The organism is Enterococcus sp. 6D12_DIV0197, from assembly GCF_002174385.1.
Lineage (GTDB): Bacteria > Bacillota > Bacilli > Lactobacillales > Enterococcaceae > Enterococcus_D > Enterococcus_D casseliflavus.
Genome location: NZ_NIBN01000001.1, coordinates 1,943,593 through 1,956,586, shown reverse-complemented (window position 1 = coordinate 1,956,586; position 12,994 = coordinate 1,943,593). Strand labels below are relative to the sequence as shown.

Annotated in this window: 9 protein-coding genes; 2 read left to right on the top strand and 7 right to left on the bottom strand. The window is 43.3% G+C overall.

Going from position 1 to position 12,994, the window contains the following annotated elements:
- Position 1: 1 nt before the first annotated feature.
- Positions 2 to 1,033: a signal peptide peptidase SppA gene (sppA, locus tag A5867_RS08960; RefSeq protein ID WP_005225962.1), complete on the bottom strand. Its 1,032-nt coding sequence runs from the start codon at positions 1,031 to 1,033 to the stop codon at positions 2 to 4.
- A gap of 31 nt (positions 1,034 to 1,064) precedes the next feature.
- The gene (locus A5867_RS08955) at positions 1,065 to 1,355 is read right to left on the bottom strand and encodes a hypothetical protein (protein WP_005225961.1); all 291 of its coding nucleotides are present in this window, start codon (positions 1,353 to 1,355) and stop codon (positions 1,065 to 1,067) included.
- Positions 1,356 to 1,800: 445 nt separating this feature from the next.
- Between A5867_RS08955 and glmS the strand changes: the two genes are divergently transcribed.
- Positions 1,801 to 3,612: a glutamine--fructose-6-phosphate transaminase (isomerizing) gene (gene glmS, locus A5867_RS08950; protein ID WP_087627412.1), complete on the top strand. Its 1,812-nt coding sequence runs from the start codon at positions 1,801 to 1,803 to the stop codon at positions 3,610 to 3,612.
- A gap of 291 nt (positions 3,613 to 3,903) precedes the next feature.
- On the opposite strand, the gene glmM is transcribed toward glmS, so the two are convergent.
- From glmM to nifJ, 4 genes are all read right to left on the bottom strand, one after another.
- Positions 3,904 to 5,259 carry a phosphoglucosamine mutase gene (glmM, locus tag A5867_RS08945; RefSeq protein ID WP_087627411.1) on the bottom strand — a complete coding sequence of 452 codons (1,356 nt, stop codon included), beginning with the start codon at positions 5,257 to 5,259 and terminating at the stop codon, positions 3,904 to 3,906.
- A gap of 39 nt (positions 5,260 to 5,298) precedes the next feature.
- Positions 5,299 to 6,390 (bottom strand): CdaR family protein, encoded by a 1,092-nt coding sequence (locus A5867_RS08940; protein WP_087627410.1) that lies wholly within the window; start codon positions 6,388 to 6,390, stop codon positions 5,299 to 5,301.
- Positions 6,387 to 7,268 carry a diadenylate cyclase CdaA gene (cdaA, locus tag A5867_RS08935; RefSeq protein WP_005235688.1) on the bottom strand — a complete coding sequence of 294 codons (882 nt, stop codon included), beginning with the start codon at positions 7,266 to 7,268 and terminating at the stop codon, positions 6,387 to 6,389. Before cdaA ends, A5867_RS08940 begins: the two co-directional genes overlap by 4 nt.
- A 268-nt stretch (positions 7,269 to 7,536) precedes the next feature.
- Positions 7,537 to 11,220 carry a pyruvate:ferredoxin (flavodoxin) oxidoreductase gene (gene nifJ / locus A5867_RS08930; RefSeq protein ID WP_087627409.1) on the bottom strand — a complete coding sequence of 1,228 codons (3,684 nt, stop codon included), beginning with the start codon at positions 11,218 to 11,220 and terminating at the stop codon, positions 7,537 to 7,539.
- Between the two features lie 227 nt (positions 11,221 to 11,447).
- On the opposite strand from nifJ, the gene A5867_RS08925 reads away from it, so the two are divergent.
- Positions 11,448 to 11,963, top strand: coding sequence for a DsbA family protein (locus tag A5867_RS08925; protein ID WP_087627408.1), 516 nt, complete (start codon positions 11,448 to 11,450; stop codon positions 11,961 to 11,963).
- A gap of 87 nt (positions 11,964 to 12,050) precedes the next feature.
- Here A5867_RS08925 and whiA read toward each other — a convergent pair whose 3' ends face one another.
- Positions 12,051 to 12,986 (bottom strand): DNA-binding protein WhiA, encoded by a 936-nt coding sequence (gene whiA / locus A5867_RS08920; RefSeq protein ID WP_005225954.1) that lies wholly within the window; start codon positions 12,984 to 12,986, stop codon positions 12,051 to 12,053.
- Between the last annotated feature and the right edge of the window lie 8 nt (positions 12,987 to 12,994).

The window sequence follows — 12,994 nt, the reverse complement described above, 5'->3', positions numbered from 1 at the left end:
GTCATTCACCTCCATAGTAATAAAGAGGTTTCGGAGCATCGCTGGTTCCAAGGCTTTCCATCAATTGGATCACTCGCTCTGTGTTTGATTCTTTTAATCCTTGCAGTTCGGCTAAACTTGAACCTAACCAAGTAGAAGCAAATCCAGTAGAGGAAACATCATAGCTGAAAATCTCGGCATCTTCCAAGCCTAGATCTGCTTGCATTGCTGCTAATGTATCTTCAGGAAAACCGATTTCATCCACTAAACCAACAGACACTGCTTGCTGCCCATCATAGATACGGCCATCGGCGATCTTTCTAACGGCTTCTTCTGTCATGCCACGTCCTTCTGCTACGATTTTTACGAACCGACCATAGGCATTGTCGACATAGGTCTGCAAGACTTCCTTGTCGGCTTCTGTGGGTTCTCTCGTTGATGAACCTACATCTTTTAGTGCGCCACTTTTATACGTATTGTCTTCGATCCCTAGCTTTTCGAATAAGCCAGCATAGTTTAGCCCTGACATGATCACCCCGATTGAACCAGTAATGGTTTCATCCGTTGCAAAAATTTTATCAGCACCTGCCGAGATATAATAACCGCCACTGGCTGCCATGTTTTTCATACTGACATACATTGGAATCCCTAACTCTTTGATTTTTGCTAACTCACGAGCGATCTCCGCACTTTCATAGACGCCGCCTCCTGGCGTATTGACTTCCATCAAGATGCCCCCAATAGTTGGATCTTCTTGGATCATCCGTAGTTCTTCTAAAAATCGCTGATGATCATAAGATTCTGTTGTGAATAAGCCACCACTGGAGCTGCTGGCGATGGTTCCTTCTAAAGATAAGCGAACAATACGATTGTCTTGATCTCCGGCAACTAACGTTGTCTCTTCGATCGCATTACTTCCATAGAACAAAGCATTTAACCCTTGTAGCGTCTGAGTTTCCTCTTGCTCTGGACGATTTGTGATTACTGAAAAAACCCCCGAGCAGATAAATAACCCTGCTGCGATCGCCGCTGCGATCCATCTTCTTTTATTCATTTTCCCACCTAACTTTTCACCTTTCCCATTTTTAGTATAGATTTTTGATGACGATCACTGCTTCTTCGTCTCCAACCGCATCAAATTTCTCGCTTTTTTCAGCTAAGACGTAGCCACCAAAAAATTCCTTTGTCAGTTCATCCTGGACTTCGAATGTTTGCGCGGTTTCCACGGTGACTGATCCAGGCAAAATTTCTTGCAAGCTGTCCCAGCCCGTATCCAACATGACCTTTGTTTCATCTGTGACATTAGGATCTTTTTCTATCGCAGCTACCATTTTCTTTAGCTCTGAAAAAGTCATACAATTTACAAATTCTGGCATTTCATTCCCTCACTTTCTTACTTTTTTATTGTAGCGAACTTAAAAAAAAAAGCATAGCTTTATGAGGAAATTTCTTGGGAATCTTATTCGACAAAGCTATGTCAGCTGTTTTGATTTCCTTTAAACAGGTTCAAATCAACCTTACCAATAACTATACCAATTATTTTTATATAACTTTGAGTTGACAGAAACAAGAATAAATATTATGATATTGCTTGTATTTCTATAAAATATCTCACAAGGAGGATAGATAGACCAATAAGGATAGCGCCTGATCTGGAAACAGATGACGAGGAAAGAGTTTATCGAAACATTCGGCGGATGACTCTAGGGACTGCACTCTACAGGCAAGAACAAATCTCATCGTAAGGTGATGACAAAGACTTGCTACGCAGATAGAAATACATAATGCCAAACTAAATTTTTTGAAAGTAGGATTATCATTATGTGTGGAATTGTAGGAATCGTAGGAAAATCAAATGCAGAACGAATTATTTTGAACGGATTGGAACGCTTAGAGTATCGCGGCTATGACTCAGCAGGTCTTTATGTCGCTGATCGGACTTCGGATCACTTAATTAAAGCCCAAGGAAGAATCAAAAACTTGGAAGAAAAAGTGACTTCTGAAGTAACAGGAACGATCGGTATCGGACATACCCGTTGGGCGACCCACGGCAAGCCATCAGAAATGAACGCTCATCCTCATACTTCAGCAAACCAAGCACTCGTGTTGGTTCATAACGGTGTGATCGAAAACTTTGAAGAGCTTCATCAAGAATATTTAAGCAACCACCAATTTGAAGGTCAAACAGATACGGAAATCGTTGTTCATTTGATTGAAGCATTGAAGGATCAAGACAACAGCACGACCAAAGTAGCCTTTAAAAAAGCTTTGTCCTTGATTCGCGGCTCTTATGCCTTTGCCTTAGTAGAAAAAAATGATCCAGAAACCATTTATGTTGCCAAAAACAAAAGTCCTTTATTGATCGGTTTGGGAGATGGGTTCAATGTCATCTGCAGCGATGCCTTAGCAATGCTCGATCAAACGACTCACTTTGTTGAGATCGAAGATGGCGAAATGGTGACCGTAACAGCCGATGCGATCGAAATCGAAGATCCAAAAGGAAACCTTGTGTACCGTGAATCTTATGAAGCACAACTAGATCTGACTGACATCGAAAAAGGAACATACCCTTACTACATGTTAAAAGAAATCGATGATCAACCAACTGTGATGCGCCGCTTGATCCAAGAATATCAAGGAGAATCTGGTGAAGTAGTGATCGATCCAGCGTTAAAAAGCGAACTTTTAGCTAGCGATCGGATCTACATCATTGCTTGTGGTACTAGCAATCATGCGGGCTGGGCAGCAAAAGCCATTTTAGAAAAACTAACACAGATCCCTGTTGAGGTTCATTTATCTAGTGAGTTTGGCTACAACATGCCATTGTTGTCAGCAAACCCCTTCTTCTTGTTCTTATCACAAAGTGGTGAAACGGCAGATAGCCGTCAAGTATTAGTGACGATCAACCAGTTAGGTCTTCCTAGTCTGACGATTACCAACGTTGCTGGTTCTACTCTTTCTCGAGAAGCGAACCATACCTTATTGCTTCATGCTGGTCCAGAAATCGCTGTTGCCTCTACAAAGGCGTATACTGCACAGATCGCAGTGATGACGTTATTAGCAAAAGCCATTGGTGATGAAAAAGCTGTTCCTGAAGCATTGGACTTTGATGTTTTCCATGAACTAAGCATCGTTGCTTCTGCAATGGAGGCTTTAGTGGATGAAAAAGCTGTTATCAGTCAATTTGCTGAAGATTTCCTTTCCGAAACCCGTAATGCGTTTTACATTGGACGTGGAAATGATTACTATGTATCGATGGAAGCGGCATTGAAATTAAAAGAAATTTCTTATATCCAAGCGGAAGGCTTTGCGGCTGGTGAATTAAAACACGGCACCATCGCGTTGATCGAAGAAGGTACACCAGTGATCGGTGTGATCACGGAAGAAGTGACCGGCTCTCATACGCGAGGCAATTTGAAAGAAGTCGAATCTCGTGGGGCTCATACCCTTGTAATCGTTAGCCAAGAATTAGCAAAAGCGACTGATCAAATCATTTTACCAAACGTTCACCCATTGGTAACAAGCTTAGTGGCAGTCGTTCCAACACAGCTGCTGGCTTACTTTGCCACTTTACAGCGCGGATTCGACGTTGATAAACCAAGAAACTTAGCAAAATCCGTTACCGTTGAATAAGTTTTTTAAAAGATTGAAACCGAATTGGTTATCTTCTGTATAATAAAAAGAACTCCTCGTTCGATGACTCGATCGTTCATAGGGGTTCTTTTTTTCTTGTCTACTGCACAACAAATCCGAAAAGACTTTTAAAAGCAACTATCCTTCGCAAGGCTTGCCCGCTACGTCTCCTCTGTTAAGCGTTGCCGACAAAATCGTTGACAAGTTTCTCTAATTCGCAAGTTGGCTTCTTGCTGGTAAGTAGACAAAAAAGACGACCAAAGGATGTCTTTGATCGTCTTACTTCTTCATTTATTCCGCACCGATTTCCTCTCGAACGACCGCTGCGATTTTTTCAACATAGTAGTCGACTTTTTCAATGGTTGGCGCTTCTGCCATCACCCGAAGCAATGGTTCTGTTCCTGAAGGACGAACCAAAATACGGCCTTCGCCGTTCATTTCTGCTTCTGTCTCTTCCACGATTTTACGGATAGCTGGAACATCCATCGCGCCATTTTTATCTGTCACTCGAATGTTGACAAGTTTTTGTGGATAGATTGTTACCTCTCCTGCTAATTCCGACAGTTTCTTGCCCGTTTGTTTCATGATATTCAATAGTTGAATTCCTGATAGCAAACCGTCACCTGTCGTATTGAAATCCAAGAAAATCATGTGACCTGATTGCTCGCCACCAAAATTATAATCGTTTTTACGCATTTCTTCGACGACATAGCGGTCACCGACTTGTGTGATGACATCTTTCAGTCCAATTGCTTCCACTGCTTTATGGAACCCTAAATTGCTCATGACTGTTGTCACGATCGTTCCTTGGTTCAAGCGCTTTTGCTCCGCTAAATATTTCGCACAGATATACATGATTTTATCGCCATCAACGATGTTTCCTAGTTCATCTACTGCGATGACCCGATCACCATCTCCATCAAACGCAAGACCAGCATCCGCCCCTTTTTCAATGACAAATTCAGCTAACGCTTCAGGGTGAGTCGATCCCACACCATCATTAATGTTCAACCCGTCTGGAGACGTCCCCATTGTGAAGAATTCTGTTTCTAGATCGGCAAACAAACGATTGACACTTGTTGCTGTTGCGCCATTTGCTGCATCAACACACACCGTGATTCCTTCCAAATCATCAGGAATCGTTTGACGTAGAAATTGAGAGTATTTCAACAACCCTTCTGGAAACTCATCCACTGTTCCTAAGCCATCGGCAGAAGGACGTGGAAGTGTATCTTCCGGTGCATCAAGTAATGCTTCAATTTCAGTTTCTTGTTCATCGACTAATTTAAAGCCATCATTCCCGAAAAACTTGATGCCATTGTCTTGTGCAGGATTGTGAGAGGCAGAGATCATTACACCTGCACTCGCTTTTTGCACTTTCGTCAAGTACGCAACACCCGGTGTAGAAATAACACCCAATTGGAATACCTCGATCCCGACAGATAATAGTCCAGCGATCAATGCATTTTCTAGCATCTGTCCAGAAATCCGTGTGTCCCGTCCCACCAAAACACGGGGACGGCGGTCACCAGTTTCATGCTGACTTAATACATAGCCGCCATAACGACCTAATTTAAATGCTAATTCAGGTGTCAACTCCTTGTTTGCTTCTCCTCTAACACCATCAGTACCAAAATATTTTCCCATTTTAATAACCTCTCTTATTCATTCTCTACAGTCAAACGACTAAGAACTACTTGTCGTCGTGCTGCTTGCGGAATTCTCTGTTTGTTCTTGCGTCGTGTCGACTGTCGAAGAATTGGCTTGAGAATCCGCACTGTTCGTTGCTTCATCGCCATCATTGTTTGATTCATTCTCAGTAGTTGTTTCTGCAACCGGAGTGATTTGGATCGTCACTACTGTTGGATTGATCGTTGTTCCCTCTGGTACTGGAATCGTTACTGTCCGTTCGGTCGTGGTTGTGATCTCACTAACATCCACTGGGACACCGATCTGCTGGGTCTCATCCAAAATACTTTGTGGTCCTGTTAGCACCGCACTGATACTACTCATCCGGTAGATGTAATGAGAGATCCCATCTGGTGTTGTCCCCTGTTGAGTGACAAACAATTCAATTTCTTTGCTTGGTGCTTCCATCATCAATGCCACATCGACCGAATCTGGCTCAGGAATGATCGCTAAAGGATTGTTTTCACTATCCCAAGCCTCGATCGTTCCATCCACCGTGATCGAATCGCCAGTAATATCATCTGGATTCACGATCGCTACCACTCGGTCGATTTCTGCCAGTGTCTTGTCGCCAGTAGTGATCTCTACTTCTTGCGGTTCAACACTCATTGAATCAACGCCGTAACCACCCGTTGCTCCATCAGTCGAGATGACTGGCTCAACGGTAAACGTTTGGGTGACTTTTTTCTCGATCGTCACAGTGACGGTTTTGGGTTCGATTTCGGCTGTCACACTTGAGCTAAGATTTTTCACTTCTAAAGGGACCTCATGGGTTCCTTCATCAAGTCCAGTCAAATCAGCCACTACTCGAAAGCTCCGCGTTTCCTCGCTACGTTCAGCATTCAATTGCACCCGATTTCGACTAGACAAAGTCACGTCTACTGTTGTTTCAAATCCTTGGATAAAGTATTCATCTGTGTCATAGGTGGTCTGAATCGGTACATTATCGATCTCTTCCTCATAAGGATTTGAAGTTCCTGCAAGGTTGACTTGCAGGCTTGATCCGCTGGCGATGAAAAACAGAACCAGACTAAAGAACAGCGCTAGTATACCATAAAATACGTTTTGACGACGTTCTTTCTTGATCATTTTCTTCCTCCTTTGTTAACCCCTTCAAAGAAAGATTGCAGCAAGTTGCGTTTACCAGGCTTTTCTTCTGGCACTAATTCGCGATTCAACACGTCGAGATACTCTTGTCGCGAAAGCTCAGTAAGCATCCGATTATTCAGGGTAATACTGACGTCTCCCGTCTCCTCTGAGACGATAATGGTCAACGCATCACTAACTTCTGAAATCCCGACAGCCGCTCGATGGCGCGTCCCAAATTCTTTGGGAATCAACGGACTTTCTGACAGTGGTAAGTAGGCACTAGCAACAGCGATCTTATCATCTCTTAAGATGACTGCACCATCGTGTAGCGGTGTATTGGGAATAAAAATATTGATCAGTAATTCGCCCGTCACGTCCGCATCTAAAGGAATCCCCGTTTCAATATATTCTTCTAACCCCGTCGTCCGTTCGATCGTGATCAATGCACCAATTTTTCGTTTTGCCATATATTGAACAGCTTTGTCCAACGCTTGGACCAACACTTCATCCCGTCGTTTTTCATTCTTAGAAGTCTTGAAGAAAGAGCTACGGCCAAGATGCTCCAGCCCTCGTCGAATTTCTGGTTGGAAAATAACAATCGCGGCGATCACCCCATATGTGATGACTTGATCCATCAACCAAGATAGCGTCTTTAATCCTACGATACCTGCCAAAAACCTTAGAACAATGAATAGGCCGACGCCTTTAAACAACTGGATCGCTTTTGTTCCTCGCACAAGCTGGATCAGCTTATAAACCAAGTACCAAACAACGATCACATCTAAAACATTTACTAAAAATGACCAAGAAAATATATCAAATGAGAGCAATTCTCTCCAATAATCTAAATTAAAAAAATCCCTGAAATTTATCAACATAAACAGCCTTCCTTTATTCTTAAGACTTCAGATAATAGTATAACATAGGACCTCTTCAAAGATTTGAAAAAAAACAAATTTATGAAAAAGTTTTGAAAAAATAAACAGCTCTTTTACTTAGTTTACCATTATCCTGAAATCATTGTTTGTCAAAGGTCTTAGAAGATTTCATCTAAACGAGCTTCTTGCACTCATTTCTTAGGAAAAACAACAAATGACCCTGAAAAACGGGTCAAACCGTTTTTCAGGGTCATTCCTCAGCGAGCGATTACTCTTGCTGACGGCGCTTTGCGCGCGCTGCACGCCGTGCTGCTCTTTCAGCGAGCTGTTCTTCGCTTAACGGCCGTTTTTCTCTTCGTACACGCTCCGTTTTTACTGCCGTTGGTTGTTCTGCATCAGTACTTACCTTTTTTTCAAGCTTTGCTCGTATTTTTTCTTCTTGACCTGCTAAGCGGGCATAGTTGTAGAAACGAGTTTTCGCATCTGAAACGGTTTTTTCAAACAATGCTTGCGCCGCATTCGGATTGGCAGACTGCAAGGATGCAAATCGAACTTGTGTCTGCATAAAGGCAGGCATTTGATCAAATGCTGGCTTTTTGAAGTCGAGTGTCATTGGCTGTTTCCCTTTTTCTGTCAACAGCGGGTTATAGCGGTAGAGACTCCAATACCCCGATGCAACTGCTTCTTGTGCTTCTTTCAAGGATTGACGCATTCCGCCTGCAAGACCGTGGGTGATGCATGGCGTATAGGCAATGATGATTGACGGTCCTGGGAACCGCTCGGCTTCTTCAAAGGCTTTGATCGTTTGCATTTGATTGGCACCAGATGCGATTTGTGCGACATAGACATGTCCGTAGGTCATCGCCATCATTCCTAAATCTTTTTTGGAAACAAACTTGCCACTCGCAGCGAATTTAGCAATGGCCGAAGTCGGTGTCGCTTTAGAGACTTGCCCCCCTGTATTAGAATAGACTTCATTATCTAACACGAGAATATTGACGTCTGCACCAGAAGCGAGAACATGATCGATACCGCCAAACCCAATATCATATGCCCAGCCGTCACCGCCTATCATCCATTGGCTTGGCTTAACAAACAAATCTTTCTCCTGCAAGATTTTGTTCAGCTGAGGTGTTGTGGCAGCTTCAGCTTCTAAGGCGGCGATCAATTTTGCTGCTCGCTGTTGCGTCCCAGCACTTTCTTCTCGATGAAGGTCCCAATCATCAATCAAAGCCTGCAATTCTTCTGATACATTGGCTTTCAACGACTGCAGCTGGGCCGCTAATTTCTCCCGTCGGGTTTGGTTGGCTAAGAACATGCCATAGCCATATTCGGCATTGTCTTCAAACAACGAGTTTGACCAAGCTGGCCCTTGTCCTAAGTGATTGGTTGTATAAGGAGATACTGGTGAGGTTCCACCCCAAATCGAAGAGCAGCCGGTCGCATTGGCGATCATCATGCGATCACCAAACATTTGGGTCAATAGTTTCACATAGGGGGTTTCCCCACAGCCCGCACAAGCACCAGAGAACTCCAACAAAGGTTTATTGAATTGAGAGCCCAAAACAGTTCCTGGTTTTGCTGGATTTTCTTTTTGACGTAAAGTCATCGCAAAAGCCCAATTTAAAGCTTGTTCTTTTTGTTCTTCGTAAGGACGCATCGTCAAAGCTTTCCCTTTGGCGGGACATGCTTCCACACAAAGGCCGCAACCTGTACAATCTTCAACGGAAACTTGAATTCGATATTTTTGCCCATTCGCGCCTCGCATCTCTCTGACGATAAAGCCTTCAGGCGCTTCGGTTAATTCATCTTCATCTGCCAAAAACGGACGGATCGCCGCATGAGGACAGACAAAAGCACACTCATTGCACATGGTACAGCGATCTGATAGCCACTCGGGCACTTCAACAGCGATGCCCCGCTTCTCAACCGCTGTTGTCCCGACAGGGATCACCCCTTCAGTCATTTGATTTCGTACGAGGGTACCCACGCTTAGTTGGTTGCCTTCTTGACGGTTGATGGGTTCCACGATTTCCCGCACAAATTGTGTTGTAGCAGTGGATGTCCTCTTCGGTACTTCGATCGTTGCCCACTTGCTTGGAACAGGGATTTCTTGTAATAATTCGATGGTGCGATCGATGGCTGCTTGGTTCTTTTCAACGATCGCCATCGATTTGTGCCGATAACTTTTCAGCGCCTCTTCTTTTAAAATCGGCAAGATTTCCTCGGTCGGAATGATGTTTGCCAAGTAAAAGAAGGCTGTTTCCATCGCGGTATTGATCCGCCCACCTAAGCCGACTTCCATTGCCAACTGCATGGCATTGATGGTATAAAAGCGAATCTCGTTTTCAGCAAGATAACGTTTCATTTTCTTTGGTAGATTTTTTAAGATTTGCTCTTGTGACCAGGTCGTATTTAATAAAAAGGTTCCGCCTTTTTTGAGTCCTTTCAGCAAATCATACGTATGCAAATACGCAGGCGTATGACATGCAACGAAATCTGCGTGTTCGATCAGATAGGTAGAACGAATGGGGGTATCCCCAAATCGCAGATGGGAAACCGTTAGACCACCAGATTTTTTCGAATCATAATGGAAATAGCCTTGTACATATTTTTCGGTATGGTCACCGATGATTTTGATTGCTGACTTATTTGCCCCGACGGTCCCGTCAGAGCCGAATCCCCAGAATTTCGCTTGGAAGGTGGATGGATCAGTTAGATCTAGCGTGCCCTTTGATGGCAACGACATTTGCGTCACATCATCCGTGATCCCAATGGTGAAGCGTTTCTTTTGGCTCGCTTTTGGCTTGAGCAATTCGTCATAAACGGCAACGATTTGATCAGGTGTCACATCTTTTGACCCAAGACCATAGCGTCCACCAATGATCGTCGGCCGAATCGCTGCATCATACATGGCACTTTGCACATCCAAAAGCAAAGACTCGCCATTGGCACCAGGTTCTTTGCTGCGATCCAATACAGCGATACTTTTAACGGTAGCAGGCAGTTTTTCTAAGAAGACTTCTAGTGGGAATGGTCGATACAAATGGATCGACAAGACCCCCGCCTTGCGGCCTGAAGCGCATAAATGATCCACCGTCTGCTGGATCGTTTGCGTTGAGGACCCCATCGAAACGATGACTTCTTCGGCGTCCGAAGCACCATAATAATCCACTAAATCATAGTTGGTTCCTCTTAAAGCATTGATTTTTTTCATGTAAAAACGAACGATCTCAGGCAATGTTTGATAATGCTGATTGATCGTTTCCCGCTGTTGAAAATGGATATCAGGATTTTGATTCGTTCCACTCGTCGTCGGGTGATTCGGGTTCATGGCTTTTTGTCGAAAGGCAGTCAATTTTTCATGATTGACCAACTGTGCCAATTCCTCATAATCTAAGACCTCTATTTTTTGAATCTCATGACTGGTTCGAAACCCATCAAAAAAATTTAAAAATGGGATATTGGCTTCGATAGCTGCTAAATGAGCGACTGGCGCTAAATCCATTACTTCTTGGACACTGCTTTCCGCTAACATAGCAAAGCCTGTTTGTCGGGTGGCCATTACATCGGTATGATCTCCAAAAATATTCAAAGCATTGGTGGTCACTGCTCGGCTGGCGACATGAAAGACGCCTGGCAGCATTTCCCCAGCAATCTTGTACATATTTGGTACCATTAATAAAAGTCCCTGGGATGCCGTATAGGTCGTCGTTAAGGCGCCCGTTTTTAATGAGCCGTGAACCACACCGGCCGCCCCTGCTTCAGATTGCATTTCAACCACTTTCACCGGCTGCCCAAAAAGATTATGCTTTCCTTGAGCAGACCACTGATCCACTAATTCAGCCATGGTTGAACTAGGGGTTATCGGATAGATCGCCGCAAGTTCCGTAAAGGCATAGGAAATATAGGCAGCTGCCGTATTGCCATCCATTGTTTTTCTTTTTCTCATCTATATAACTTCCTTTAATCATCATTTTGCACAATAAAACACAATTCATTATAGCTGAAAATTAAGGAATATAAAAGCACAGTCAGGGGATTTTTCTTAATTTCGTGAAACGAAATACATAGTATTTATCTCATTCTCCTCCTCTTTTCACAGACTTAAATCAAAAGACCTGAGGCTTTTCTTTCAGTAGAAACTTCGGTAAACTAAAAGAAAAAGGAGGAATCTTAATGGATATTTCAATCATCAAAGCACAGGAAACAAATGCGGTAACAGGGATACATATCGGAGACCCTTCCGCTAAACCGATCGTCGAATTTATGAATTTGCGCTGTCCTTATTGTCGGCAATGGTTTGAGGAATCGTTACCGATCTTAAGTGAAGCTGTCGCAGCTGGGAAACTACGCCGTGTCATCAAATTATTCGACAAAGAAAAAGAATCATTGCAACGAGGCAATGTGATGCACCGCTTTGTTTCCAGTACAGATCCTCAGGTAACGATCGCTGAGATCACAAAAATTTATCAAACACAAGACGAATGGGGGCATTTATCTTTACCTGAAGTGGCAGAATATGCGAAAAATACTTTAGGGCTATCTGAACAAAACCATCCTGCGATCGCAGGAGAAATTGTGGAAGAAGCGAAAAACGCCAACATTCAATTTGTGCCAACGATTATCTTAGATGGGCACATTTTTGATGAATCGATCTCTGCTGAGGAATTAACTGCATTGATCAATGAATAACCTCTAACAAAAAACAGGAGCTGATTTGACACTAAAATCCATGTCAAATGCAAGCTCCTGCTTTTTTGATTTCATTCACTACTTAGATTAACTGACTTGTTCACGCAAATGATCCGCAAATTCATTGATTTTGCGAATGCGATGATTGATTCCTGATTTCGAGATCGCTCCTGATGGAATCATTTCTCCTAGCTCTTTCAAGCTGACCTCGGGATGTTCCAAACGTAATTCGGCGATTTCTTGCAGCTTTTCAGGTAAAGCTTGCAAGCCAACTCGATCTTGAATAAATTCGATATTGTCGATCTGCTTCGAAGCAGCGTCGATCGTTTTGTTCATATTGGCGGTTTCGCAATTCACCAAACGGTTGACTGAGTTACGCATATCACGCACGATTCGCACGTCCTCGAATTTCAGCATGGAATTGGTGGCACCGATCAGTGTCAAAAAATCAGCGATTTTCTCAGCGCCTTTCAAGTAAGAGATATACCCATTTCTGCGTTCTAATGCACGGGCATTCAATCCATATGCGTTTAGCATATCGCAAATATCTTGGTTATGCTCCTCGTAGATGGAATAGATCTCTAAATGATAGCGGCTGGTTTCTGGATTGTTGATGGACCCAGATGCCATGAAAGCGCCTCGTAAATAGGAACGCATTTTTTGAGTATTGCCCATGATCTCATCAGAAACATGGCTTTGAAACATCAGCCCGTCCATGATATCTAAGTCCAAAAGCACGCGCTGTGTATCTTGCTTCAAACGAACGATGTAAACGTTGTTCTTTTTTAATTTCATTTTACGACGGACCAGCAATTCGCTGCGCACGTCGTAATGATCTTTTAGTAACGAATAGATGCGTCTGGCGATCGCCGCGTTTTCTGTTTGAACGTTTAAAACAAATTGTTGGTTGTTGATACTTAATGACCCATTCATCCGAATCAAAGCGGCCAATTCTGCCTTGGCATGTTCGCGATGAACTTCTAATGCGGTCAATTCTTTTTTTACTTCTGCTGCAAAGGACATAAAAAAAT

What these genes read in the sequence shown, in the direction of transcription:
- A5867_RS08925 (WP_087627408.1), top strand. Translation starts at nt 11,448, where the DNA reads ATGGATATTTCAATCATCAAAGCACAGGAAACAAATGCGGTAACAGGG.
- whiA (WP_005225954.1), bottom strand. Translation starts at nt 12,986, where the DNA reads ATGTCCTTTGCAGCAGAAGTAAAAAAAGAATTGACCGCATTAGAAGTT.
- cdaA (WP_005235688.1), bottom strand. Translation starts at nt 7,268, where the DNA reads ATGTTGATAAATTTCAGGGATTTTTTTAATTTAGATTATTGGAGAGAA.
- sppA (WP_005225962.1), bottom strand. Translation starts at nt 1,033, where the DNA reads ATGAATAAAAGAAGATGGATCGCAGCGGCGATCGCAGCAGGGTTATTT.
- glmS (WP_087627412.1), top strand. Translation starts at nt 1,801, where the DNA reads ATGTGTGGAATTGTAGGAATCGTAGGAAAATCAAATGCAGAACGAATT.
- A5867_RS08940 (WP_087627410.1), bottom strand. Translation starts at nt 6,390, where the DNA reads ATGATCAAGAAAGAACGTCGTCAAAACGTATTTTATGGTATACTAGCG.
- A5867_RS08955 (WP_005225961.1), bottom strand. Translation starts at nt 1,355, where the DNA reads ATGCCAGAATTTGTAAATTGTATGACTTTTTCAGAGCTAAAGAAAATG.
- glmM (WP_087627411.1), bottom strand. Translation starts at nt 5,259, where the DNA reads ATGGGAAAATATTTTGGTACTGATGGTGTTAGAGGAGAAGCAAACAAG.
- nifJ (WP_087627409.1), bottom strand. Translation starts at nt 11,220, where the DNA reads ATGAGAAAAAGAAAAACAATGGATGGCAATACGGCAGCTGCCTATATT.